The following is a 23,628-nucleotide window of genomic DNA, read 5'->3' as shown; positions in this document are numbered from 1 at the left end:
AAGATTCATGCGTTTATTTTCAAAATTAGGATTAACCCTTTTTGCCACCAGTAGCCTTGTGCTGACAGGTTGTCAGCCTTTCGTACAAAAACCAGCCAACATTTCACAGCAAGTTGAAGCCGAAAATCAATTTAACCTACAAGGCAAAATTGGTGTGCGCACTCCGCAGCAATCTGGCAGTGCCTTTTTTACTTGGGTACAGCAGCAACAGCAGTTTGATATTGAACTGAGCGGCATTTTGGGCGTTGGTAAAACGCAAATTAGCGGACAACCAGGACAAGTCACCCTCAACAGTGCCAAAACAGGGATAATTTATGCCGAAAGTCCTGAAGAACTGTTAGAACAAGCCACAGGTTGGCAAGCGCCCATCACCCACTTGGTCGATTGGGTACAAGCCCGACCTGCAACGGTCAATGCCCAAATTCAAAAAGACCCCCAACAGCGCCCGACTCAATTTATTGAAGATGGTTGGACGGTCGATTTGAGCTATAACGACAGTGCTAGTTTGCCAAACCGTCTGATTTTGAAACAAGCACTTGAATCAGGGCAAGAAAACCGTATTACAATGCTCATCCAAAATCGTTAATCACTTGCCAAGTTTCGCCATGATTCGTGTACCCTCACCTGCCAAATTAAATCTGTTTTTGCACATTACTGGGCGTCGTGACAACGGCTACCATGAATTGCAGACGATTTTTCAACTGATTGATTTATACGACTGGTTAGAATTTGAAGTCAATGCTACGCAGACTGTTCAAATTCAGGGCTTAAATAGTGTCGATTTAGAGCAAAACCTGATTTACAAAGCCACGCAAATTTTAAAACCTTACGCGAAACAAGCCACAGGTTTAAATATTTCAATTGAGAAGTACATCCCTATGGGTGCAGGGCTTGGCGGAGGTTCATCCAATGCCGCAACCACCTTAATTGTAGTCAATCAACTTTGGCAATGTGGCTTGGATACTCAAAAACTAGCTGAACTTGGTTTACAGCTCGGAGCAGATGTACCTATCTTTGTGCATGGTCGTAATGCATGGGCAGAAGGCATTGGTGAACAGTTAACATTCATAGACTTAGCCCCAAAACAATATATTGTGTTAAAACCTGACTGTTTTATCAGCACTCAACTACTTTTTTCACAAAAAACATTGACAAGAAACACGAAGCCCACTAAATTCTGCGGCTATCAGATAAAGCCATCTGACTTTGGAAATAATTTTGAGCCTGTGGCACGAAATTTATACCCCGAAGTTGATGAAGCAATGCGTTATTTAGACCAATTTGGTCAAGCAAAGCTTACAGGTACAGGTGCTTGTGTCTTTACTGAAGTGACTGCAGAAATGAATGTAGACGACATTTTGGCACACTCACCATGTACTGCGTACGTTGTGAACAGCTTAGATGAATCTCCATTACGACATTTCACAGTACAATAGGGGTATCGCCAAGTGGTAAGGCACCGGTTTTTGATATCGGCATCCGTTGGTTCGAATCCAGCTACCCCTGCCATCTCTTTCACCTGTAGATTACTGTATTAGGGGTATCGCCAAGTGGTAAGGCACCGGTTTTTGATATCGGCATCCGTTGGTTCGAATCCAGCTACCCCTGCCATCTTACAGTGATCAAATCTAGGGGTATCGCCAAGTGGTAAGGCACCGGTTTTTGATATCGGCATCCGTTGGTTCGAATCCAGCTACCCCTGCCATTTTCTCGCATTAGACAGAACCCCCAATATTACCGCTATCCTGTTAATTTACCTTGACAGAACGCAGTAAAAATATTAAAGTTCTGCCGCATTAGGGGTATCGCCAAGTGGTAAGGCACCGGTTTTTGATATCGGCATCCGTTGGTTCGAATCCAGCTACCCCTGCCATCTATTCCTACATACACCAACCGCCAAGGGTGCTTCATGCCCAATCTTGTCGTTTTTAGTGGAACCGCGCATCCACAATTCGCTCAAAAAGTCGTAAGCCACTTGCACATTCCTTTAGGTGCTGCATCAGTTTCTACCTTCTCTGATGGTGAGATTGCTGTAGAGATTACCGAGAATGTCCGTGGTAAAGACGTATTTATCGTACAACCTACTTGTGCGCCAACCAATGACAACCTCATGGAAATCTTGGTGATGGCTGACGCGTTGCGTCGTGCAAGTGCAGGTCGTATTACTGCCGTTATTCCTTACTTCGGTTATGCCCGCCAAGACCGTCGTCCTCGTTCTACACGTGTTCCAATTACCGCTAAAGTGGTTGCAGATATGCTCACCACTGTAGGGATTGACCGTGTAGTGATGATTGACTTGCACGCAGACCAAATTCAAGGTTTCTTCGACATCCCTGTAGACAACATTTATGGTACGCCTGCGCTATTGGCTGACCTGCGTCAACAGTCACACGACAATCTCATGGTAGTTTCACCAGACGTTGGTGGTGTGGTTCGTGCGCGCGCTGTTGCAAAACAAATGGGTGATATCGATCTTGCAATTATCGATAAACGTCGTCAAAAAGCGAATGAATCACAAGTGATGCATTTGATTGGTGATGTAAAAGATCGTGACTGTGTCATTGTAGATGACATGGTGGATACTGCAGGTACATTATGCAAAGCTGCCGATGCACTTAAAACTTTTGGTGCTCGCCGCGTTGTTGCTTATGCTACCCACCCTGTACTTTCAGGCAAAGCGATTGAAAACCTGAAAAATTCTGTGATTGATGAACTGGTTGTTACAGACACCATTCCTCTTTCAGAAGAAGCTCAAGCACTTGGTAAAATTCGCCAAGTATCTGTAGCAAGTATGGTTGCAGAAACAATTCGCCGTATTAACAACGAAGAATCTATTAGCGCAATGTTCGATTCTTATCTATAATAGAGCGCTAAATTTTCAAAGCCCTGCCACTTGGCAGGGTTTTCTATCACTAGATTGGTCGCAGATCTAGTTTATTTAAACTCAAAATAAGGATGTCTATCATGGCAAACTTCGTATTAAACGCTCAAGCGCGTGAAGCAGCTAACCAAGGGAAAGGTGCGAGCCGCCGCCTTCGTCACGCTGCATTAGTTCCAGCTATCATTTATGGTGGCGACGCTGAGCCTGTAACAATCACTTTAGAACTTCGTGAGCTTGTAAAAGCTTTAGAAAGCAATGCTTTCTTTGAAGAAGTTGTAGAAATCAAAGTAGGCGACAAAGTTGAAAACGTGAAAATCCAAGCGTTACAACGTCACCCTGCTAAAAACACACCTATGCACGCTGACTTCAAACGCGCATAAGTGTTCATGGTATAATTAGTGGCTAATATTTCACTGATTGTTGGTTTGGGCAACCCTGGTAAAGAGTATGCCCAAACCCGCCATAATGCAGGCTTCTGGTTTGTAGAACGCCTTGCAGATCAATATGGCATTACATTAAAAGCCGATCCTAAATTTCACGGGATCAGCGGACGTGGTAATATCGAAGGTCAAGACGTTCGTCTGTTATTACCCACAACCTTTATGAATCGTTCTGGTCAAAGTGTTGTTCCCTTCGCCAAATTCTATCAAATTGCACCTGAAGCAATGCTGATTGCTCATGATGAACTGGATATGAACCCAGGGATCATTCGCCTAAAAACGGGTGGTGGTCATGGTGGACATAATGGTTTACGTGACATCGTGCCGCACACAGGTCCAAACTTCCATCGTTTACGCATTGGTATTGGGCATCCGGGTTCAAAAGAACGCGTGTCTGGTCATGTACTGAGCAAAGCACCAAGTAGCGAGCAAACTTTAATGGATGATGCACTTGCACATGCATTAGGTCGTATCAAGTTACTGGTCAATGGCGAAGTACAACAAGCCATGAATCAAATCAATGCCTATAAACCGAACTGATGAATCCACAATTGTTGAACAATCACACTTGCCATGTCGCAATTTTCAGAGCAAAATGCGCTTTCTGCTCGGAACTGACATCCAGCAAGCAGTGTTTGAATTCAACCATAAGATAAAATCTTAGGTCCACTAAGGAGACGCTCACCATGCTATCTCGTTTATTAAAATGCAAAATCCACCGTGCTTTTGTAACTCATGCAGAACTTCACTACGAAGGTTCATGTGCAATTGACGGAACACTCATGGATTTGGCTGGCATTCGTGAATATGAAGAAATCCACGTATGGAACGTGACCAATGGTAAGCGCTTCACAACTTATGCAATTCGTGGTGAAGACAACTCAGGCATCATTTCAGTCAATGGTGGTGCTGCACACCAAGCCGATGTAGGCGATATTATTATTATTGCAACCTTTGGTGACTTCACTGAAGCAGAAGCCAATGCGCACGAACCACGTTTGGTCTATGCAAACCCAGACAATACCGTGAGCCACACTGCAAACTGTATTCCTGTACAAGTGGCTTAAGCCATTCCTGTATAAAATAAAAAACTCGCAAATTTTGCGAGTTTTTTTATGGCTCAATAAAAGTCTTTCTAGTCTTTAATCGCAAGAATTACAAATTAGTCATCGTGCAAGCTATGCAATAAGCTATGGCTAATACCATCAGCCCTTAAAAATGCAAAATCATAACTTGCGGTTGCAAGCGCCAACACGCGACGCTCAAATTCCTGCCACAAAGGTCGCACTTCTTTGTAGTGAATGCCCAGGCCACTTTCATCGGTAAAATGTCGATTTTTTTCACAAATTTTCAGTGCATGATACAACTTACGCCCTTTTGAAGCATCATCACGTAAACGCACCCGCTTAGAGCGGATAAACCCTTCGACATGACGCAGGTCAGCAAAAGGCAACATAGGCACTAAAATCTGATCGAGCTGTGCATCTAAACGACGCCAAACGGCAGTGTGTTGTTCAGACGTATAACTGTTCCATTGAATCACTTCATGGTTAAAGCGACGGCAACCTCGACAGACAGCATCACCAAACACCGTAGAACAACGACCTGCACACGGGGTTAAAGTGGCAATTTGACGATCCTTACTCAACACAACACTCCAATATTTAACAACACCTGTTGGCGCATCAACATGAACACAACATTCTTCTTTGAAACGAGTGGCATCATACCCCGTTCTGCTACATTTTTAAAATGTTGTGTCGTGCTTTAAAACCATGTACCGCACTCGGTTTTCTCGCATATTCACACAAAGCAGGTTAGAATATGCGCCTTAAATTTTTGTCTTTCATCTATTGGAGTACTCCATGAACGCTACTGTAGAACAGCTTGCACCTGTAGAACAGCCAGCGACCACGACTTGGGTTGTTGCCGCACTTTATCAATTCAAAGAAGTTGCAGATCCTGCCGATCTTCAACAACGCTTATTAGATTTGGTAAATTCAATCAACCTTTGCGGTACTCTTATTGTGGCAGGTGAAGGCATTAATGGAACTGTAGCGGGTGATCGTGCCGCGATTGATCAAGTTCACCAATTTCTGTTGAATGAAGGCTTTACTACAATGGAATACAAAGAGTCGCACAGCTCTGAAAAACCATTCCGTAAAATGAAAATCAAGCTGAAAAAAGAAATTGTGACTTTGGGTGTAGAAGTAAAACCACGTGATTTAGTCGGTCACTACCTAGACCCGAAAGAATGGAATGAACTGATTGCCCGTGACGATGTCATTCTGATTGATACCCGTAATGACTATGAATACAAAGCAGGAACGTTTAAGGGCGCAATTGACCCGAAAACTGAAACGTTCCGTGAATTTCCAGAATATGTGAAACAAAACCTAGAACAGCATAAAGATAAAAAAATTGCGATGTTCTGCACAGGCGGGATTCGTTGTGAGAAATCGACGTCATTATTGTTGCAAGAAGGTTTTACCGAGGTTTATCACTTAAAAGGTGGCGTACTTAAATACTTAGAAGAAACACCAGCCGATGAAAGCTTATGGGAAGGTGAATGTTTCGTATTTGATGGCCGTACTGCGGTGACACATGGTATGCAAGAAGGTCAAAACACCAAATGTCATGCTTGCGGTTGGCCATTACTGCCTGAAGAAGTTGAATTACCAAGCTATGAACACGGTGTATCTTGTGTGTACTGTATTGATAAAACCAGTGAGAAACAAAAAGAAGGTTTCCGTATGCGCCAATCACAAATTGCCGCAGCTAAACGTAAACGTCTGTAATCCGTACAGGCTCATACACATCAACAAGGTCTAACAAAAGCCATGTTGATGTTGTATCGACCACTCTAATCATATTGAAAAAGTCCTCATCCAGTATGGGGATTTTTTATGTCTACATATATGCTTCACGCAAGATTACATAGCACATAAAAATACAACGCTTGTTTACCAAGCATTGCGCAATATCCCCAGATTGGGTGATAGCATTCAATCAAAATAAGCCACAAAATCTGTGGCTATATTGGTGCAGATGTTTAGCACAAACTCAACATCTCCCATAACCCAAAATTCAAGGATCGTTATGTATTCCTAAATTTATATGCCGCAATCAGGAGTGACGCTATGCCTAAAACAACAATTTCAAATTCAATGCACACACTACGTTTTACCCCTGTAAAATCTGTGACTGCTGCGCATAGCACAACAATGCAAGATTGTTTGGAACATGAGTCACATACTTTTATTGTGGCTTTAGGTGCAATTTTAGGCGGTATTATTGCAGCATTTGTGGGCTACCATCTGCAAGCGCATTTCTTGAATTACGCCCTGCTCTGTGCCATTCCTATACTTGTGGCATATAGCTTAAGACGTGTATATATCTATACCCTGACCCATGCAGAGCTTGATTAAGTCTAAATTGCGCAAGACTTTACTGTTCGTCCAATACTGCTTAGGATAGAAGCACTTTTCTAAAGCACAACTTGCATGAACTTAACTGAATGGATTATTTCCATTATGGAACAACTGGGCTACCTTGGTATTGCCCTGTTAATGTTTCTGGATAATGTTTTTCCACCCGTTCCTTCTGAAATTATTATGCCCTCTGCAGGCTATTCTGCATCGCAAGGGCAATTACTGCTATTGGGTGTCATCATTGCAGGCTGTATCGGCTCGTTGTTCGCAGCGGCAGTGTTATATTGGGTAGGTTATCGCTGCAAACATGAAAGTATTTACCACTGGGTCAATCGCTACGGTAAATATCTATGGATTAAAGAACAAGACGTCCGAAACTCCCTGCATTGGTTTGAACAATATGGACATCGGATTGTATTTTTTGGGCGCATGATTCCCGCTATTCGTTCTCTCATCAGTATTCCTGCAGGCATGAGCCACATGCCATTTTGGAAATTTATGTTTTATAGTGGTTTAGGCACAATAATTTGGACCACTTTTTTAGCTTGCGTGGGTTATTATTTTGGTGAAAACCAACAATTGATGCAGCAAATTTTCAGTCAGGTCAGCCATGTCATTATAGGCTTGGTGCTCTTAGTCATCGCAATTATTTTATACCGTAGGCATCGCCGTAAAATGCGTGACTAATGCTTGTGTTGCTGCGCAATTGAATCAATTTTTTGGGGAAAATCAGACATGAAACCATATTTATTATTTTTTGCTGCGGTTTACAGTATTACGCTGGTCTTACTCATTACCGTATTGATTTTTGGTCTGAACTTAGGTGGCTTGACCTTGCTCCCTGCATTAATTGCCGCAGCATTCATTAGCGCAGGACATTTTATCAAAAAAGAACAACGCTTACCGAGCAGTGATGAAAAAATTCAACTGGTTTGGGGCTCAAGTGCGGTCGCGATTATTATTGGCAGCTTCTTTGTTTTTTTCTTGGTGCTGATGAATCCGAATGCAGAAGCCATTTTAAAAGCTGCAGATAAAGCAGGACTGGCTTTGGCTGCGGTGGTGATGCTGTGTTTGATTGCGATCCATGGTGCAGTTTTTCATATTGCCTATGGTTGGTATGCAAACCGTTATTATCAAAAAAAGTACTTATAAGCTTACCTAAAGTACGTATTTCACACTGAACCGCAACATCAAACACTTAAAATCAACATCAGGCTGATATATCACACATAAATTTACGTCTGACATGCGCTGTAACTGAAATGCATTCTGAATAGGCTATAAGCCTACATTGTAGCAGCGTAGATTAAGCCTATTCATAGCGATTTATGAATATAGGAACGCTATAACGCATACAAAGATAAAAAGGTGATTCGAATGTCAGATTTTGAACGCAATGAAAAAATTGACCGTGATGTGGTTAAGAACTTACCAAAAGAAGAACGTGATCGCTTAAATGCCGATCCAATTACAGGAGAACCTGGTGCACACCCTGTCGGTACTGGTTTAGGTGCTGTTGGCGGTGCGGCTACTGGTGCAACAGTAGGTGCGCTGGGTGGTCCAGTAGGTGCTGTGGTCGGTGGTGCTGTAGGCGCTGTAGTGGGTGGTTTGGCAGGTAAAGGTGCAGCAGAAGTTGTGAACCCTACCGAAGAAGAAGCTTACTGGCGTACCAATAGCTTAAATACAACCTACTTTACAGAAACACGCAACCATTATCATGATTTAGATTATGATCGTGACTATCAAAATGCCTATCGCATTGGTTATGAAAACCGCCCACATTATGATACGCACACACGTTTCGAAGATGTTGAGCCCGATCTAAGAAGCAAATGGGAGCAAATTAAAGGCAGTTCACGCTTAACGTGGGAACAAGCTAAATTTGCTGTCAAAGATGCTTGGGATCGTGCGACACGCTAATTGGTAACATGATCATTGAAGCGCCATAATAAAAAACGCACTGCGATTTGCGCAGTGCGTTTTTTTTATGAGGATTACATATTACACAATATGTAAACCAAGCCATTAATCAGGCGTGTGGTACATCAAATATAATTCATTCAGGTTTTCAGGAATTTCTTCTGCAATTTCGTCCATTAACTGACCATTGCGACGGAAAGATTCCATTTGTGGATCTTCTTCATCAATGCCGCTAAACACCATCATTGGCAAAGTTAAATCAACCAATTGCTCTTCAAATTCAGGCGTAAACCATGCTTCTTCGTTTAAGAACATCGCATCGACAAAGCCAACGCTCCAATCACCCAAACTTGAATCAACTTCTGCTTCTTCAATTTCAAATGGAAACTCAATGCCTTCTTCATTGGCTAAACTTTGGCGAATGCTTTCTAACCAAGCCTGAATTTGCGCAATAATTTCAGCAGGCACTTTCTTTTGGTTGCCTTCAAACAATTCATTTAACCATGGGTCAAATTGAGGTCCAACTGCAATGGCACACAAGAAACCATGCGTTGCAGCGAAGTCTAGACCATACTCGTTTTGGTCACCATCTAGATATTCACTTAACAGGTCTAAATCTAAAGCAGTCATTTCAAATCCATCGGTGTCAATTTAGGGGTGTAGCATAGCATTTTCAATGCCAGATACAGTACCTGATTTTAGTCATCTTCATCGTCAAAATCGTCGTCATCGTCAAAATCATAATCAAAATCTTTGAGCTCACGTTCCAAACGACGTTGTGCGAGTAAATCATCAATCAAACGGCGCTTTTCTAAAGATTCTTTCGCGCTTATTTTGTTTGATGCCTCATCGAAATTAACATCATCATCACCGTAGTTATCATCTAGTTCAAAATCTGTAGAAGACACTAAAACTACCTCAGAATGAAAAAATGTGAAGGGTCTAGCCGCTATTTATCTGCCTTTATAAATATTGTCAAGTTTTATTTATTTTTTTCAAAAAACTGCAACATAGACAGCTTGCAACATTGCGGCAAATTTGTGTATTTATGAACAAGTTAGTATCATTATTTGAGATTCGCCCCAATCATAAAAATATTTTGCGGGCAAAAAGGAAATTGACTTGAAAAACAGTAATGAAGCCCCATATTCCTATCACATTCTTCATTCAAACATCATTTTAAAATCATGCTTGATTGATCAATTCACCCCCTATTTAAAGCGAATTGTGCTATCATGCACGGTTTTTCACTGCCACAGATTCAACGAAGAGTAAGCAAAGATGAGCGATATGAATTCCCCTACTTCGCAAGTAGCGGCTCTGATTAGCCGAGGCAAAGAGCAAGGTTACCTAACTTACGCTGAGGTTAACGATCATCTCCCGGACTCAATCACAGAAAGCGAGCAGATTGAAGACATTATTCAAATGCTTCAAGACGTCGGTATTCCTGTGCATGAACGTGCGCCTGAATCTGATGATGCAATGTTCGAGGATAATGCGGAAGCTGCCGACGAAGTTGCTGAAGAAGAAGCTGCAGCGGTACTTGCCTCTGTAGAAAATGAGCCTGGTCGCACCACAGACCCTGTGCGTATGTATATGCGTGAAATGGGTACGGTTGAGCTGTTAACGCGTGAAGGTGAAATTAGCATTGCGAAACGTATTGAAGAAGGGATTCGCGATGTACTTCACTCGATTGCCTACTGGCCAAACGCAGTGCAAGTGGTACTGCAAGAATATAAAGATTATGAAGCAGGCGAACGTCGCCTTGCCGATATTTTATCAGGTTATTTAGACCCTGAAACCGATGAAGAAATTCCAGAAGTTTTAGAAGACGAAGCCGATTTAGACAAAGAAGAAGACACCAGCAACAAACCAACCAAAGACGTCAAACTTGATGATGACGATGAGGAAGAAGAAGCTGAAGCCGAAGAAGAATCTGAAGCAGATTCAGGTCCAGACCCAGAAATTGCAAGAATGCGTTTTGGTGAATTGGAACAGGCTTATCTTGCAAAAATTGCTGCCATTGAAAAACATGGTCGTGAAAGTGCCGAAGCTCAAGAGGCTTTAGAAGCTTTAGCGACTGTATTCATGATGTTTAAATTTACGCCACGTTTATTCGATATTATTTCGGAAATGATTCGTGGTACACATGAACAAATTCGTACTGCTGAACGTGAAGTGATGCGTTATGCGGTGCGTCGTGGTCGTATGGATCGTACTCAATTCCGTACCTCATTCCCAGGTCAGGAATCTAACTTTGCTTGGTTAGACGAGCACATTGCCAAAGCACCTGCCGACCAAAAAGGCTATTTGGAAAAAGTACGTCCAGATATTTTGGCGTTCCAACAAAAAATTGCCGACATTGAAAAAGAGTTAGGCTTAGATGTTAAAGGCATCAAAGAAATTTCTAAGCGTATGGCAGTAGGCGAAGCCAAAGCCCGTCGTGCGAAGAAAGAAATGGTTGAAGCCAACTTGCGTCTGGTTATTTCGATTGCAAAAAAATACACCAACCGTGGTTTACAATTCCTAGACTTGATTCAGGAAGGTAACATCGGCTTGATGAAAGCGGTAGACAAGTTCGAATACCGTCGTGGTTATAAGTTCTCGACTTATGCAACATGGTGGATTCGTCAGGCGATTACCCGTTCTATTGCCGACCAAGCGCGTACCATTCGTATTCCAGTACACATGATCGAAACCATTAACAAGATCAACCGTGTATCGCGTCAATTGCTTCAGGAAATGGGTCGTGAACCGACTCCAGAAGAATTAGGCGAACGCTTGGAAATGGATGAAGTTAAAGTTCGTAAAGTTCTGAAAATTGCCAAAGAGCCGATTTCTATGGAAACGCCAATTGGTGATGATGAAGATTCACATTTGGGTGACTTCATTGAGGACAGCAACATCACCTCACCTGTTGATGCGGCAACCTCTGAAGGCTTAAAAGAAGCGACCCGTGAAGTGCTTGAAAACTTGACTGAACGTGAAGCCAAAGTTCTGAAAATGCGTTTTGGTATTGATATGCCAACCGATCATACTTTGGAAGAAGTTGGGAAGCAGTTTGATGTGACCCGTGAACGTATCCGTCAGATTGAAGCCAAAGCCTTACGTAAACTTCGTCACCCTTCTCGTTCTGAACACTTACGCTCGTTCTTGGAAAATGACTAAGATTGCTGCATAAATGAGCTATTGAAATTTTTAAATTCAGCCTCATTTATTCAACAAGACAAAAAACGCCTGCCCTATGCAGGCGTTTGATATAGAGATAGAGACACACGCTTATGACGTTATTCAACCGTACCCCATCTCGTGAACTACAAGAGCATCTTTGGGTGTTTCCAATGGATTACCCAATTAAACTCATTGGTGACGCGGGTGATGAACTGCGTATTGCTGTGCTTGAAATTTTAGTGAAGCACTTCCCTGAGTTTGATGCACAAAGCATCAGCATTACCCCATCACGCACAGGCAAGTATCATTCAATTACAGCACAATTGCGTTTTGAAGAATTGGAACAAGTGCATGCCATTTATGCAGATTTGGCAGCTTGCCCACTGATTAAAACTGCATTGTAATTTTGTAGATTGATTTTCAAATAACACGCTTTCGGGCGTGTTTTTTGTTTCTGCGCTGCCAAAATCTTATTCAATCCACAAATCCCCTACAGCCGCCACATTTTCGTATAATAAAATCAATTTCTTGCTTTTATGGATAGGACTGCATCACTGTGGATACTGCACAACGGCCAAACCTGATTATTCGTCAATATCATGACCTGACTGACTATCAAGCTCGCTTTCAGGAAATGAAAGACTGGACTGAACAACGTGATGCAGACAGCCCTGACCAACTCTGGATTTTGCAACATCCAAATGTACTGACCCAAGGGCAAGCAGGCAAAGCCGAACATATTTTAATGGCGACAGATATTCCTGTGGTACAGACTGATCGTGGTGGTCAAGTCACATGGCATGGCCCAGGCCAATTGGTCGCCTATTTCATGTTTGACCTGAACCGTTTAGGCTGGAATGTCCGTACTTTGGTATCTTATGCCGAAAATTTGATGATTGAGCTGCTTAAAAAATACGGCATTGAAGCCTATGCCAAAGCAGATGCACCAGGGGTATATGTCAATGAACGAAAAATTGGCTCACTTGGTTTTAAAATTCGTAAAGGTCGTAGTTATCACGGTTTAGCTCTTAATATTGATTGTGATTTAACAGGTTTTCAAAGTATAAACCCTTGCGGCTATGCAGGTTTGGAAATGGTACGTGTGATGGATTTAGTCAATGACTATCCACATTTTGAAAACTTCTGCGCAGATATCATTGAAACTTTACAAAACAGCGGTTACTTTAATGACGTACAAGTCATTCACGTATAAATGGCTTTCTTTTCAATAAGAAATAAAATAGAGTATTTACTCTAAATAATGATTTATAACACAGGGATTCAGCGCGTGATTTCAACTAAATCTGTGAAACCCGCTTTGCAACTGGCCTATGTCAAACTCATGATGGATGTGATTGGCAGAGGTTTAGTCATGGCAAGTCAGGTCGATGAAGAAATTAAACAAGAAGTTGCCAAATTTCCCAGCAACTTTGTGTTGTCTATGAAAGTTTTTCCGAATGGTCCAGCCTTTGTTGCCAAAGTCACTGCAGATCATCAATTAGAACTGTTACAGAATACAGCACAAAAACCCGATTTAACCATTACCTTCAAACACTTAAATCATGCATTTTTAGTGTTTTCATTTCAGGAAAGTACCGCACAAGCCTTTGCGCATGACCGCATGATTGCCGATGGTGATGTATCTTATGCAATTCGCTTGGTACGTTGCCTGAATAAAATGGAAGCGCTGATCTTGCCTAAATTACTGGCAGAACTGGCGGTAAAACAATACCCGACTGAACTCAGCTTAAAAGAAAAACTATCAGGTGCAGCCAATATCTATTTAAAAGTTGCCCAATCTTATTTCAAACGGAGTGCATAACATGGCGAAGCCTTATTACGAATTTTTTTGCCCAGTCAAAGTCATTGCAGGTCATGCCGCGCTTGAACATATTCCGTTTGAATTGGCGACACTCGGTTCACAACGCCCAATGATCATTACTGACAAAGGCGTGCGTTCCAACAATTTGCTTGCACCGATTGAAGCAGCTTTTGAATCTACCGATGCCGTGATTGGCTATGTTTTTGATGATGTCCCGCAAGATTCAAGTGTGGCGACAGTTCGCCGTGCTGCGCAGTTGTATCGCGAAAACAACTGTGATGCTATTATCGCGGTGGGGGGCGGTTCAGTCATTGACACCTCTAAAGCTACCAATATTTTAGTCAGCGAAGGCGGTGATGACTTGTTGCAATATTCAGGTGCACATAACTTACCGCGCCCACTGAAACCATTTTTTGTGATTCCTACTACATCAGGCACGGGTTCAGAAGTCACGATGGTTGCGGTGGTATCCGACACCGAAAAGAACGTCAAAATGCCGTTTGCATCGTATTACTTAATGCCACATGCAGCCATTTTAGACCCGCGTATGACGCAAACTTTGCCACCACATTTAACAGCAATGACGGCTATGGATGCCATGACGCACGCCATTGAAGCTTATAGTTGCATGGCAGCCAACCCAATTTCTGATGCTTATGCTACGGCAGCAATTAAAAAAATCAGCAATAACCTGTTCAATGTATTAGACAACCCAAGCGATGAACAAGGCCGTTTGGAACTGGCACAAGCATCTACTATGGCGGGCATTGCATTTTCAAATTCCATGGTTGGTTTAGTGCATTCCCTAGGTCATGCGTTGGGTGCTGTGGCACATTTGCCACATGGACTGTGCATGAATTTATTCTTGCCATACGTGTTGGAATACAACAAAGACGTCAATGCCGATAAAATTGCCGAGCTGCTATTACCGTTGGCAGGCGCAGACGTCTATGCGCAAACCCCTGCACATTTACGTGCCGATAAAACCATTGCGACACTCTTAGCCATTCGTGACCGCTTATATGCACTGACCAAATTGCCACGCACTTTACAAGAAACTGGTAAAGTCAGCGAAGCACAATTAGATGAAGTCGCTGAAAAAGCCCTGAACGATGGTTCGATTATTTACAACCCGAAAGAAGCCAATTTAGAAGAACTCAAAGCCATCTTAAAAAAGGCTTGGTAATTCCTACAAAATAGGCGAACATAGCCGAAAATCTAGCCTGATGTTTTTCTAAACATCGGGCTTTTCATTGGTAGACTGCTGCGTCTGATGTTTTTTCATCAATATGGCGTTTTTTCTGCTAAAAAAGAAAGCAAAGATACTGACAAAGCGCGTCATTATGGAGTAGATTGGCGCGTTTTTACTTTTTATGTAGGGGGGATTGTTCGTCTCAAACAATCCTGAACAAACATGACTGATCCTTGATCAACGATTAAGAGGATAACGCCGTTGACAAATATCTCTGGGACTCAATCGGCAGCTAAACTGCAAAAAACGCTAGGACTCTGGCACATTATTATTATTGGTTTAGCCTACATTCAACCGATGACGTTATTCGACACTTTCGGCTTAGTATCGGAAGAAAGTCATTTTCACGTACCCACATCTTATATTTTTGCACTGGTTGCCATTCTTTTAACTTCTTTAAGTTATGGTCACATGATTCGTCGTTATCCTTCTTCTGGGTCGGCGTATACCTATGCACAAAAATCGATTCACCCCAACGTTGGTTTTATGGTGGGTTGGTCATCTTGGCTAGATTATTTACTCTCGCCAATGGTCAACATCATCTTGGCGGTGATTTATCTGGAAGCCTTATTCCCTGATGTGAATCACTGGATTTGGGTGGTGGTACTCACGGCATTTATGACGGGTGTCAACTTGCGTGGCGCGCGTTTTGTCGCCAACTTTAACAGTATGATCGTTTTGGTACAGTTGGTGGTCATTGGCGTATTTACATGGATGATGTACACCAAACTTCAGGCAGGTTTCAATGCCGATGGTCCAATCACTGCCGAGCAACGCTATCAGTTATGGAGCTTAGAACCTTTCTGGAATGAACTGACTTCGGTAGGCGCATTGATTACAGGTGCAACCCTACTCTGCTTTTCATTTACAGGTTTTGACTCACTCAGCTCGCTTGCAGAAGAAACCAAAGACACTGAAAAAACCTTACCGAAGGCAATGTTCTTAACTGCGCTGATTGCGGGTGTGATTTTTATTGTCAGCACCTATTTCATGCAGATTTTCTTCCCGAATGAACCAGGCAGCTACTTTAAAAATATTGCTGAAACACAGCCAGAAATTCTGCTCTTGGTCGGCGGCTCGTTGTTCCAGTCATATGTGCTTGCCTTTGCTATTGTAACGGTAATGGCATCGGGTATTTCGGCTCATGCGGGCGTATCGCGTTTAATGTACGTGATGGGTCGTGATGGCGTGATCAACAAAAAAATCTTTGGTCATATCAGCCCACGCAGCTATACACCTTCATACAATATTTTAATTGTAGGTGCTGTAGCGTTAACTGCTGGTTTTATGGACTTGGATTTTGTCATTTCATTAATCAGTTTTGGTGCCCTCACCGCATTTAGCTTTGTGAATTTATCGGTGATTTCACGTTACGCGCTACGTGATGGTCGTACCAAAGACTTTAAAGACCTTCTCAATTTTGTGATCGTACCGTTGTGCGGCTTTATTGCAGTCTTTGCTTTATGGCTCGAAGTCGATGAAACTTCATTGAAGTATGGCTTATGGTGGGCAATGTTTGGGGTTTTATACCTCGGTTATAAAACCAAAGGCTTTAAACACCCTGCTCCGCAGCACAATGAGTTTGATGATCGCTAAGACAAATAGCATCTCAACCTCTTAAGATCAGGCGCTTTATGCGCCTTTTCTTATGCCTCAAATGGGTTTCAGCTTTAAAGCAGCAAAATAGCGAAAATAAAAAAGCTGAGTACAATTTTGTCTCAGCTTTTTATCTATCAATGCATACAATTACGATGAAGATCGCATCAAATTTGAAATGAATTGATGCTCAAATTAGAGCAATGCTTTAAAACCTTGCTGACGCCATGCCTCATACACAATCACAGCCGTTGCATTGGACAAGTTTAAACTACGTGAGTTTTCTGCCATGGGTAAACGAATCCAGTGCTGCTGCGGAAACAACATGCGTACGGCTTCTGGCAAACCGCGTGTTTCAGGCCCCATCAACAAGGCAACAGGTCGGTTTAAATCCGAAGTATGTGGTGTTTCTGTGCCTTTGGTGGTTAATGGATAAATCGCATCTAAACCCACGCCTTTGCTGTCTAAATCAGCCAAGCATTGCTCAAGATTGTCCCAAATCTGCATACGTGCCCATTCGTGATAATCCAAACCTGCACGTTTCAGCTTTTTATCATCCAACTCAAAACCTAATGGCTTAATCAAATGTAATTGCGCACCTGTATTGGCACACAAACGAATGATATTTCCTGTATTGGCTGGAATTTCAGGCTCATATAAAACAACGTGGATCACAAATTTTCTCTACTTTTCACAATCCCTCCCCAGCTCCCTTTAGAAAATGTAGGAACTCCCCTCTTTTTAAAAGAGGGGTTGGGGGAGATTCATTACCATTTCAACTGTTCACGTAAATTGACCACTTCACCAATAATGGTCAAGGTAGGCGCCTGAATGTGGTGCTGTGCGACTTTACTGGCAATATCCGCCAACGTCCCCACCACCACTTTTTGTTCAGGTGTCGTGCCTTTAGAAATTAAGGCGACAGGCATATCCGCCCGTTGTCCATGTGCAATCAGTTTTTCACAAATGCTTTCTAAGCCAACCAAGCCCATATACAGCACCAAAGTTTGCTGTTCATACACCAATTCTGACCACGGCAATTCAGGCGAACCTTCTTTTAAATGTCCAGTAAGAAAACGCACACTTTGCGCATAATCTCGATGAGTCAGTGGAATACCTGCATAAGCCGAACAGCCCGAGGCTGCGGTGATGCCCGGTACGACCTGAAATGACACACCTGCTTCATACAATTCTTGAATTTCTTCACCGCCACGCCCAAAAATAAACGGATCGCCACCTTTTAAACGGCAAACTCGCTTACCTGCTTGTGCATATTTCACTAATAATGCATTGATGCCTTCTTGCGGTACAGCATGGTTAGAACGTGCTTTTCCGACATAGACTTTTTCGGCATCACGGCGACACAATTCTAAAATAGGTGCAGACACCAAACGATCATAAATCACCACATCGGCTTGCTGCATTAAACGCAAGGCTTTTAAGGTCAGTAACTCAGGATCACCTGGCCCTGCACCAACCAAATACACCTCGCCTTTCGGTGTTTGCCATTCCGCTAAAGCCTGTTGGATACTTTGGTTTGCAGCGTCAAGATTGTCGTTGAACACCTGTTCTTTAAGAGGACTGGCATATAGCTCCTCCCAAAAAATACGGCGCTCATCTGGATTTACAATTTTCTGTTTTACTGCGGCACGCCACTGACCTGAAAACTCTGCCAGTTTGCCCATACCATGCGGAATGGTACTTTCCAGTTGTGTACGAATTTGACGTGACAATACAGGCGATGTGCCATTACTCGCGACTGAAATCACCAAAGGCGAACGGTCAATGATGGCAGGCACCATAAAACGGCAATGTGGTGGATCATCAACACTATTGACCAGCACATTTTCGGCTTCGCAAGCTGCAAAAACTTGCTGATTGACCAAATTGTTATCCGTTGCAGCAATCACCAAACGATAGTGACGTAACGCAGTAGATGGACTAAAAACATCCTGTACATACTGCCCCTGACTTTGTTGCACCAGTTGCAATAAATTGACATCAATTTCAGGGGCAAGCACATCAACTTTTGCGCCCGCTTTAGCCAGTAACACCGCTTTGCGATAAGCAATATGCCCACCGCCCACAATCAGACAAGGTTGCTGCTGCAACTTTAACGAGATTGGAAAAATATCCACACTAAACCTCAATATTTAAATCTGATTGTAAGCAATTTCATCCTAAGTCGACCTGCACTCAACTTAGTCAATAAACTCTAAACCGCCCATGTACGGACGTAATACTGCAGGAATTTCAATCGAACCATCGGCACGTTGATAGTTTTCCATAACAGCCAATAAAGTACGTCCTACCGCCAAACCTGAACCGTTTAATGTATGCACAAATTCAGTTTTCTTTTGGTCGGCACGGTAGCGTGCTTTCATACGACGCGCTTGGAAATCCCCCATGTTTGAGCATGATGAAATTTCACGGTAAGTGTTTTGACTTGGCACCCAAACTTCTAAGTCATAGGTTTTGGTTGCGCCAAAGCCCATATCGCCACCACATAGAATAATTTTACGGTACGGTAAACCAAGTGCCTGCAAAATACCTTCTGCATGTCCAGTCAATTCTTCTAAAGCCTGCATTGAGGTTTCTGGTTTTACAATCTGCACCATTTCGACTTTATCAAATTGGTGTTGGCGGATTAAACCACGAGTATCGCGACCATAAGAACCTGCTTCGCTGCGGAAACAAGGGGTATGAGCGGCATATTTTAATGGCAAGCGTTCAGGATCAATGATTTCATCACGCACAAAGTTGGTTACTGGAACTTCGGCAGTTGGAATTAGATAGTATTCTTTTTCGCCTTGTAGCTTGAACAAATCTTCTTCAAATTTAGGCAGCTGACCAGTACCACGCAATGAATCTGCATTGACCAAATACGGTACATACGCTTCGGTATAACCATTTTGAACAGTATGCGTATCTAACATGAACTGTGTAATCGCACGTTGTAAACGCGCCAATGGCCCTTTCAGAACGCTAAAACGAGAACCTGTTAATTTGGTTGCAGTTTCAAATTCCAAACCACCCATCATTTCGCCAAGGTCGGTATGATCTTTAATTTCAAAATCAAACTGGCGTGGTGTGCCCCATTTCAATACTTCCACATTATCAGCTTCATCTTTACCTTCAGGCACAGACTCATCTGGCAAGTTTGGAATAGACAATGATTTAGCTTCTAACTCATCTTGTAACTCTGCCAAAGCCACTTCAGCGGCTTTGATTTCATCGCCAATAGCAGCCATGCGAGCCATAATTTCAGAAGCATCACCACCTGCTTTTTTAATCTGACCGACTTGTTTTGCGCCCGAATTACGCTCTGCCTGTAATGCTTCGGTTTTAGATTGCAATTCTTTACGACGTGCTTCAAGTGCTGCCCACTCTGCCACATCTAATTGCACACCACGTTTTGCCAAGGCTAAATTTACAGCCTCAATATTATTTCTGAGTAATTTCGGGTCAATCATAGCCAATCTTGGAATAAGAAAAAAACTGGCTATAGTGTAAGCGCTTCGGGTTAAAAAATACAGTAACCCGATTCACGGCTGCACCTTATTACAGCAATCTCTGCGTATTTTTGTGCAATTTTATTGGCTAGGATACTGCGGCAAACTTGGCAAATATTCAGACTTTATTAATTTTTCTGTCGCGTAGTAAGGCAGAATCAACTCAGGCATACCTTCTGCATAAGATGCCAATTCATACAACGGGTAGACAAAGACCAAACCATTGGCGCCATAATAAAAATTATCGCTCAGTTTAAACTTTTCACGGGAAATATCATGTTCATCTAGCCAGTTATAATTATGGTTAAATAATTCTTCTGTCATTTTGGCTTCCGTATTGCGCAGCATAATATCTTGCAACGCCAAACGCTTTTTCTGTTTTAAATCAAAAGTCACAAATTCTTGGTGATGAATACCATATGCTGCACCCGCAGGGTAACTATAGCTTTGCAAACTAAACGTCGCTAAATTGGCATGTTGCCCGATATAACGCACATAGCTCGAACTCTGACTCAGTCGCATAGGATCGGTTTCTTCTACCTTTGGCGTTGCAGTTGATGCCGCAGCTTCAGAAAATGCAATTGGGTCTGCCTTTTGCAAACGCTGCATAAAATATTCATCAATCCACGCCACATTGGTTTTTACTGTCTGAATATCGTAAGCAGTACAGCCTTCTTCATCACAAATTTGCTGTTGTGGCAATTTAAGCACCACCACTTTAGCTTGAATCACAGGAATCTCGGCTGTGACAGATGCAGGCGCAGCTTGCTCAGTTTCGGTTTTAGAAGTTGCCTCACTCTTTGGCTGACATGCAGTCAACAACAGAACCGAACTTAAAGCGACAGCACCCAAAAACACCTGTGATTTTAAATATTGCATTAAATTCCCCTTCTACCACGATTCATAAAGTCCAATGATTAGAAATGCAAACCTGCACAAATCTTGCGATAAAATTGCTTCAATTGAATTAGTCAAGACTATAGATAACTCTCGCTGTTCAATCCTAGAGCAGTTGTGTAACGGAATAATCGGGGGATAAAGTTGCTTAAAATTAATGCTCATATTTTTGTATGATTATTTTTATTTTTTCATTATAAATCAAAATTTTGATAACAAATCCTTAATATAAAATAATGATCTGTGATGACTCAATCTATATCCCGCATACTGCAAAATATGAATTATCCCGAGATTTATCCACAGAAATTGTGGATTTCTCAGGAAGAATATTCAAATAAATTTCCGCTGTATTGAAAATGCTTCAACTAAAAATCTATGATTAAAACCTAAATAATCGGATTAAATTTCTACAAGTACAGACTCACCTGTTGAACAATCACCATTTAACCATTGCCAACGTTCAAGCAATTTGATTTTTCCGTTTTCATCCAAAATGATAGTTGAGTTGCATTGACCAATACGTAGTTCATCTAACTGATTGACATGATGATAAACCATACTAAATGTATCTACTGAAGTCATGACTCCCAACAGATGCCCTTGCCTAATACTTCCGCCAGAATAAGTAGCTTCAATTGTTTCCCCTACTTGTTTATAGTAAAAAACTGTTGAGCCAGATACCTCACCATTCGCGGTGTTTTGCTGATTTACAAACTTTTTATTATGTAAAATTGACATCAGAGTCCTTTCATAAGCTAAAAATTATGAGCGATAAACCAAATTGGGATTAAAAGAGCCTTCTCCCTGTGGGAGAAGGCTAGAAAGGGACAGCAAATTATGCTTAAAAAACAACGTAGGGAAGCATTCGATTATTGATCAATAATGTCCGTACCTTTTGGCGGTGTGAAGTTAAAGGTCGATGCAGGAATTTGGGCATTGACTTTCACATTGTTAAAACGCACATGCGTGGTTTGTCCCAATGAGTCCTGTAAAATCATTAAGGTTGGCGCGTTACGCGCACCAAAACTAATGGTTAAACTCTGAAATACGCCATCATCACTTTTTGGGTATAAGGTGTAATAAGTCTTTGACTTATTCGGCTGGGTCACACGATACGACTGCATGATTTGATTGGTATTGCCCGAAAGCAACAACGCAGGCGTATTTGCCACTTGATCATCTAGGCTTTGGCGTACAGCTTGTTGTAAGTCTGGGTCATAAATCCATACGGTTTTACCCGTAGTCACAATTGTTTGTTTGGCTGGACTGGTGGTTTCCCAGAAGAATTTACCCGGACGCTCAACTTTCATAACCCCTTTAAAATTCTGGTTCATGTGCTGTGCCGATAAACCACGGTTTGGCAAAGCCTTGCCATTGTTGCTAACTTTTGTGGTTTGCTCAAAATTGGCAGTAAAACTTTTAATGCCATTTAATTGTTTAACAAGGTTTGCTGTCGCTTGTTGCTCCGATGCTGCCACTGGCACAGCGAACACTGTAGTACTCATGATTGGCGCTAAAGTGGTTGCACCCAATGCCACAGCACACATCGTTTTACGAAGCATATTCATAGATTCACCTTTTTATATTTGCTCAATCGCAATGTTTTGGATGTCCCATCTTAAACCAATTTCTGGCGCTAATATGATAGAAAATAAGAAGTTTTGTATGCTTATTAATATAAAATGTAGAAATTTATCCATCATGATGAAGAACTAAAATTTATCATTTAGCATTTCTTCTTCATCATACAAGCATAAAAAAACCCACAATCACTTGTGGGTTTTTTTCACTATTTCAGCTTACGCTTCAACAGATACGTAGCGACGGCCAAATTGACCTTTCACTTCGAATTTTACTACGCCGTCAGCAGTAGCAAATAAAGTATGGTCACGGCCCATACCTACGTTTGCACCAGCATGGAATTCTGTACCACGTTGACGAACGATGATGTTACCAGCAGTTACAGTTTGACCACCGTAAACTTTAACACCTAACATCTTAGGATTCGAATCACGACCGTTCTTAGTCGATCCACCGGCTTTTTTAGTTGCCATGTCTATTTACTCCTAGTGATTAGCCTGCAATACCAGTAATTTTCAACTCGGTAAACCATTGACGGTGACCTTGTTGCTTACGGTAGTGTTTACGACGACGCATTTTAACAATACGGATTTTGTCGTGACGACCATGACCAACCACTTCTGCAGTTACTTTAGCGCCAGCAACAACTGGAGCACCGATTTGAACGTTGTCACCGTTTACAACCATTAATACGTCATCAAACGTAATAGTTGCGCCAGTTTCAGCTTTCAATAATTCAACTTTAAGGGTTTCACCCTCAACAACACGGTGCTGTTTACCACCGCTTTGGATTACTGCGTACATAATGTACTCCAAACATGCCCGTGTCGTCGTGCCGATAAAGGGATATATCGATCTTAAAACGAACGCCACTGGGGGTTATTCAAGGGCAAGGATTTTAAGCGATATTCGCACAAACAACAAGCCATTTACGGCAATTATTGCACAACAAGGTTGATTGTTTAATACCCAGCCGCGCAAATGACTTTTGTAGCCTTATCCATCTTCAATGGATCAATCAATATAGACAGATTGTGTTGGCGTAAACTGCTGTGCTTGTTAAAATCAGGCCCAACTTGAGCAAATAACTGAATTTACCCACAAAGTTATTGACTTCATTTT

The 23,628-nt window shown here is 42.1% G+C and carries 28 protein-coding genes and 4 tRNA genes; 21 read left to right on the top strand and 11 right to left on the bottom strand.

Annotated elements, in window-relative coordinates; genetic code table 11:
* Nucleotides 1–7: 7 nt before the first annotated feature.
* The 10 genes from lolB to panD all read left to right on the top strand — a co-directional run bounded on the left by lolB (nucleotide 8) and on the right by panD (nucleotide 4,388).
* Nucleotides 8–586 (top strand): lipoprotein insertase outer membrane protein LolB, encoded by a 579-nt coding sequence (gene lolB, locus C3Y93_RS13175; RefSeq protein ID WP_004972223.1) that lies wholly within the window; start codon nucleotides 8–10, stop codon nucleotides 584–586.
* A gap of 19 nt (nucleotides 587–605) precedes the next feature.
* Nucleotides 606–1,436, top strand: coding sequence for a 4-(cytidine 5'-diphospho)-2-C-methyl-D-erythritol kinase (gene ispE / locus C3Y93_RS13170; RefSeq protein WP_104853142.1), 831 nt, complete (start codon nucleotides 606–608; stop codon nucleotides 1,434–1,436).
* Nucleotides 1,435–1,509: transfer RNA gene (locus C3Y93_RS13165), tRNA-Gln, on the top strand. The genes ispE and C3Y93_RS13165 overlap by 2 nt, the downstream gene beginning before the upstream one ends.
* Nucleotides 1,510–1,536: 27 nt before the next feature.
* Nucleotides 1,537–1,611 (top strand) — tRNA-Gln (locus C3Y93_RS13160).
* A gap of 19 nt (nucleotides 1,612–1,630) precedes the next feature.
* A tRNA-Gln gene (locus tag C3Y93_RS13155) sits at nucleotides 1,631–1,705 on the top strand.
* Between the two features lie 93 nt (nucleotides 1,706–1,798).
* Nucleotides 1,799–1,873, top strand: a tRNA-Gln gene (locus tag C3Y93_RS13150).
* Between the two features lie 36 nt (nucleotides 1,874–1,909).
* Nucleotides 1,910–2,863: a ribose-phosphate pyrophosphokinase gene (locus tag C3Y93_RS13145; RefSeq protein WP_004972226.1), complete on the top strand. Its 954-nt coding sequence runs from the start codon at nucleotides 1,910–1,912 to the stop codon at nucleotides 2,861–2,863.
* A gap of 101 nt (nucleotides 2,864–2,964) precedes the next feature.
* Entirely contained in the window at nucleotides 2,965–3,261 is a 297-nt protein-coding gene (rplY, locus tag C3Y93_RS13140) for a 50S ribosomal protein L25 (RefSeq protein ID WP_004972228.1), read from the top strand.
* 18 nt (nucleotides 3,262–3,279) lie between these two features.
* On the top strand, nucleotides 3,280–3,861 hold the full coding sequence (gene pth / locus C3Y93_RS13135) for an aminoacyl-tRNA hydrolase (protein ID WP_004972230.1): 582 nt from the start codon (nucleotides 3,280–3,282) through the stop codon (nucleotides 3,859–3,861).
* Between the two features lie 146 nt (nucleotides 3,862–4,007).
* A complete protein-coding gene (gene panD, locus C3Y93_RS13130; protein ID WP_004972232.1) occupies nucleotides 4,008–4,388 on the top strand; it encodes an aspartate 1-decarboxylase in 381 nt (126 codons plus the stop codon).
* Nucleotides 4,389–4,483: 95 nt separating this feature from the next.
* On the opposite strand, the gene C3Y93_RS13125 is transcribed toward panD, so the two are convergent.
* A complete protein-coding gene (locus tag C3Y93_RS13125; protein WP_004972234.1) occupies nucleotides 4,484–4,969 on the bottom strand; it encodes a DUF1289 domain-containing protein in 486 nt (161 codons plus the stop codon).
* A gap of 217 nt (nucleotides 4,970–5,186) precedes the next feature.
* Between C3Y93_RS13125 and C3Y93_RS13120 the strand changes: the two genes are divergently transcribed.
* The 5 genes from C3Y93_RS13120 to C3Y93_RS13100 all read left to right on the top strand — a co-directional run bounded on the left by C3Y93_RS13120 (nucleotide 5,187) and on the right by C3Y93_RS13100 (nucleotide 8,672).
* Nucleotides 5,187–6,119 (top strand): rhodanese-related sulfurtransferase, encoded by a 933-nt coding sequence (locus C3Y93_RS13120; protein WP_104853141.1) that lies wholly within the window; start codon nucleotides 5,187–5,189, stop codon nucleotides 6,117–6,119.
* Nucleotides 6,120–6,461: 342 nt separating this feature from the next.
* Nucleotides 6,462–6,749 (top strand): hypothetical protein, encoded by a 288-nt coding sequence (locus C3Y93_RS13115; protein ID WP_004972238.1) that lies wholly within the window; start codon nucleotides 6,462–6,464, stop codon nucleotides 6,747–6,749.
* Between the two features lie 75 nt (nucleotides 6,750–6,824).
* Nucleotides 6,825–7,439 (top strand): DedA family protein, encoded by a 615-nt coding sequence (locus C3Y93_RS13110; protein WP_004972240.1) that lies wholly within the window; start codon nucleotides 6,825–6,827, stop codon nucleotides 7,437–7,439.
* 48 nt (nucleotides 7,440–7,487) lie between these two features.
* A complete protein-coding gene (locus C3Y93_RS13105; protein ID WP_104853140.1) occupies nucleotides 7,488–7,904 on the top strand; it encodes an ABZJ_00895 family protein in 417 nt (138 codons plus the stop codon).
* Between the two features lie 225 nt (nucleotides 7,905–8,129).
* The gene (locus tag C3Y93_RS13100; protein WP_096901027.1) at nucleotides 8,130–8,672 is read left to right on the top strand and encodes a hypothetical protein; all 543 of its coding nucleotides are present in this window, start codon (nucleotides 8,130–8,132) and stop codon (nucleotides 8,670–8,672) included.
* A gap of 105 nt (nucleotides 8,673–8,777) precedes the next feature.
* Here the strand turns inward: C3Y93_RS13100 and C3Y93_RS13095 are convergent, their stop codons facing one another.
* Together C3Y93_RS13095 and C3Y93_RS13090 are read right to left on the bottom strand one after the other, a co-directional pair.
* Complete coding sequence (locus C3Y93_RS13095; RefSeq protein WP_004972244.1) at nucleotides 8,778–9,302, bottom strand: YecA family protein; 525 nt, start codon at nucleotides 9,300–9,302, stop codon at nucleotides 8,778–8,780.
* 68 nt (nucleotides 9,303–9,370) lie between these two features.
* Nucleotides 9,371–9,580, bottom strand: a complete 210-nt coding sequence (locus tag C3Y93_RS13090) for a PA3496 family putative envelope integrity protein (RefSeq protein ID WP_004972246.1) — start codon at nucleotides 9,578–9,580, stop codon at nucleotides 9,371–9,373.
* Between the two features lie 373 nt (nucleotides 9,581–9,953).
* Here C3Y93_RS13090 and rpoD point away from each other — a divergent pair, with 373 nt between their 5' ends.
* The 6 genes from rpoD (at nucleotide 9,954) to C3Y93_RS13060 (ending at nucleotide 16,513) form a co-directional block, all read left to right on the top strand.
* Nucleotides 9,954–11,840, top strand: a complete 1,887-nt coding sequence (gene rpoD / locus C3Y93_RS13085) for an RNA polymerase sigma factor RpoD (protein WP_004972247.1) — start codon at nucleotides 9,954–9,956, stop codon at nucleotides 11,838–11,840.
* Nucleotides 11,841–11,953: 113 nt separating this feature from the next.
* Nucleotides 11,954–12,247, top strand: a complete 294-nt coding sequence (locus C3Y93_RS13080; RefSeq protein ID WP_004972250.1) for a YbeD family protein — start codon at nucleotides 11,954–11,956, stop codon at nucleotides 12,245–12,247.
* Between the two features lie 152 nt (nucleotides 12,248–12,399).
* Nucleotides 12,400–13,056, top strand: coding sequence for a lipoyl(octanoyl) transferase LipB (gene lipB / locus C3Y93_RS13075; RefSeq protein WP_004972253.1), 657 nt, complete (start codon nucleotides 12,400–12,402; stop codon nucleotides 13,054–13,056).
* 75 nt (nucleotides 13,057–13,131) lie between these two features.
* Nucleotides 13,132–13,665, top strand: coding sequence for a hypothetical protein (locus C3Y93_RS13070; protein ID WP_026438100.1), 534 nt, complete (start codon nucleotides 13,132–13,134; stop codon nucleotides 13,663–13,665).
* A 1-nt stretch (nucleotide 13,666) separates the two neighbouring features.
* On the top strand, nucleotides 13,667–14,851 hold the full coding sequence (locus tag C3Y93_RS13065; protein WP_104853139.1) for an iron-containing alcohol dehydrogenase: 1,185 nt from the start codon (nucleotides 13,667–13,669) through the stop codon (nucleotides 14,849–14,851).
* Between the two features lie 267 nt (nucleotides 14,852–15,118).
* Nucleotides 15,119–16,513 carry an APC family permease gene (locus C3Y93_RS13060; RefSeq protein ID WP_104853138.1) on the top strand — a complete coding sequence of 465 codons (1,395 nt, stop codon included), beginning with the start codon at nucleotides 15,119–15,121 and terminating at the stop codon, nucleotides 16,511–16,513.
* A 195-nt stretch (nucleotides 16,514–16,708) separates the two neighbouring features.
* Here the strand turns inward: C3Y93_RS13060 and C3Y93_RS13055 are convergent, their stop codons facing one another.
* The 8 genes from C3Y93_RS13055 to rplU form a co-directional block, all read right to left on the bottom strand.
* Nucleotides 16,709–17,188: a tRNA (cytidine(34)-2'-O)-methyltransferase gene (locus C3Y93_RS13055; RefSeq protein ID WP_004972260.1), complete on the bottom strand. Its 480-nt coding sequence runs from the start codon at nucleotides 17,186–17,188 to the stop codon at nucleotides 16,709–16,711.
* Between the two features lie 92 nt (nucleotides 17,189–17,280).
* Complete coding sequence (cysG, locus tag C3Y93_RS13050; protein ID WP_004972262.1) at nucleotides 17,281–18,651, bottom strand: siroheme synthase CysG; 1,371 nt, start codon at nucleotides 18,649–18,651, stop codon at nucleotides 17,281–17,283.
* A 63-nt stretch (nucleotides 18,652–18,714) separates the two neighbouring features.
* A complete protein-coding gene (serS, locus tag C3Y93_RS13045; protein WP_104853137.1) occupies nucleotides 18,715–19,986 on the bottom strand; it encodes a serine--tRNA ligase in 1,272 nt (423 codons plus the stop codon).
* Nucleotides 19,987–20,106: 120 nt separating this feature from the next.
* The gene (locus tag C3Y93_RS13040; RefSeq protein ID WP_104853136.1) at nucleotides 20,107–20,904 is read right to left on the bottom strand and encodes an RsiV family protein; all 798 of its coding nucleotides are present in this window, start codon (nucleotides 20,902–20,904) and stop codon (nucleotides 20,107–20,109) included.
* A 420-nt stretch (nucleotides 20,905–21,324) separates the two neighbouring features.
* Nucleotides 21,325–21,663, bottom strand: a complete 339-nt coding sequence (locus C3Y93_RS13035) for a hypothetical protein (protein WP_004972270.1) — start codon at nucleotides 21,661–21,663, stop codon at nucleotides 21,325–21,327.
* Between the two features lie 131 nt (nucleotides 21,664–21,794).
* Nucleotides 21,795–22,493: an outer membrane lipoprotein chaperone LolA gene (gene lolA, locus C3Y93_RS13030; protein ID WP_104853135.1), complete on the bottom strand. Its 699-nt coding sequence runs from the start codon at nucleotides 22,491–22,493 to the stop codon at nucleotides 21,795–21,797.
* A 231-nt stretch (nucleotides 22,494–22,724) separates the two neighbouring features.
* Nucleotides 22,725–22,979, bottom strand: coding sequence for a 50S ribosomal protein L27 (gene rpmA, locus C3Y93_RS13025; protein WP_004760935.1), 255 nt, complete (start codon nucleotides 22,977–22,979; stop codon nucleotides 22,725–22,727).
* 19 nt (nucleotides 22,980–22,998) lie between these two features.
* A complete protein-coding gene (gene rplU / locus C3Y93_RS13020) occupies nucleotides 22,999–23,310 on the bottom strand; it encodes a 50S ribosomal protein L21 (RefSeq protein ID WP_004972275.1) in 312 nt (103 codons plus the stop codon).
* Nucleotides 23,311–23,628: the final 318 nt, after the last annotated feature.

The sequence above is a fragment of the Acinetobacter sp. SWBY1 genome (assembly GCF_002946595.1).
Lineage (GTDB): Bacteria > Pseudomonadota > Gammaproteobacteria > Pseudomonadales > Moraxellaceae > Acinetobacter > Acinetobacter towneri.
The sequence above is the reverse complement of the archived record's forward strand: the minus strand, read 5'-3'. Positions and strand labels throughout refer to the sequence as shown.

Bases quoted from the DNA above. Each gene is read 5' to 3' on its own strand.
- C3Y93_RS13110 (WP_004972240.1), top strand. From the start codon at position 6,825: ATGAACTTAACTGAATGGATTATTTCCATTATGGAACAACTGGGCTAC.
- C3Y93_RS13105 (WP_104853140.1), top strand. From the start codon at position 7,488: ATGAAACCATATTTATTATTTTTTGCTGCGGTTTACAGTATTACGCTG.
- C3Y93_RS13145 (WP_004972226.1), top strand. From the start codon at position 1,910: ATGCCCAATCTTGTCGTTTTTAGTGGAACCGCGCATCCACAATTCGCT.
- lolB (WP_004972223.1), top strand. From the start codon at position 8: ATGCGTTTATTTTCAAAATTAGGATTAACCCTTTTTGCCACCAGTAGC.
- C3Y93_RS13040 (WP_104853136.1), bottom strand. From the start codon at position 20,904: ATGCAATATTTAAAATCACAGGTGTTTTTGGGTGCTGTCGCTTTAAGT.
- rplY (WP_004972228.1), top strand. From the start codon at position 2,965: ATGGCAAACTTCGTATTAAACGCTCAAGCGCGTGAAGCAGCTAACCAA.
- C3Y93_RS13115 (WP_004972238.1), top strand. From the start codon at position 6,462: ATGCCTAAAACAACAATTTCAAATTCAATGCACACACTACGTTTTACC.
- rplU (WP_004972275.1), bottom strand. From the start codon at position 23,310: ATGTACGCAGTAATCCAAAGCGGTGGTAAACAGCACCGTGTTGTTGAG.
- C3Y93_RS13035 (WP_004972270.1), bottom strand. From the start codon at position 21,663: ATGTCAATTTTACATAATAAAAAGTTTGTAAATCAGCAAAACACCGCG.
- C3Y93_RS13080 (WP_004972250.1), top strand. From the start codon at position 11,954: ATGACGTTATTCAACCGTACCCCATCTCGTGAACTACAAGAGCATCTT.
- C3Y93_RS13065 (WP_104853139.1), top strand. From the start codon at position 13,667: ATGGCGAAGCCTTATTACGAATTTTTTTGCCCAGTCAAAGTCATTGCA.
- C3Y93_RS13100 (WP_096901027.1), top strand. From the start codon at position 8,130: ATGTCAGATTTTGAACGCAATGAAAAAATTGACCGTGATGTGGTTAAG.
- lolA (WP_104853135.1), bottom strand. From the start codon at position 22,493: ATGAATATGCTTCGTAAAACGATGTGTGCTGTGGCATTGGGTGCAACC.
- rpoD (WP_004972247.1), top strand. From the start codon at position 9,954: ATGAGCGATATGAATTCCCCTACTTCGCAAGTAGCGGCTCTGATTAGC.
- rpmA (WP_004760935.1), bottom strand. From the start codon at position 22,979: ATGGCAACTAAAAAAGCCGGTGGATCGACTAAGAACGGTCGTGATTCG.
- C3Y93_RS13095 (WP_004972244.1), bottom strand. From the start codon at position 9,302: ATGACTGCTTTAGATTTAGACCTGTTAAGTGAATATCTAGATGGTGAC.
- C3Y93_RS13120 (WP_104853141.1), top strand. From the start codon at position 5,187: ATGAACGCTACTGTAGAACAGCTTGCACCTGTAGAACAGCCAGCGACC.
- serS (WP_104853137.1), bottom strand. From the start codon at position 19,986: ATGATTGACCCGAAATTACTCAGAAATAATATTGAGGCTGTAAATTTA.
- ispE (WP_104853142.1), top strand. From the start codon at position 606: ATGATTCGTGTACCCTCACCTGCCAAATTAAATCTGTTTTTGCACATT.
- panD (WP_004972232.1), top strand. From the start codon at position 4,008: ATGCTATCTCGTTTATTAAAATGCAAAATCCACCGTGCTTTTGTAACT.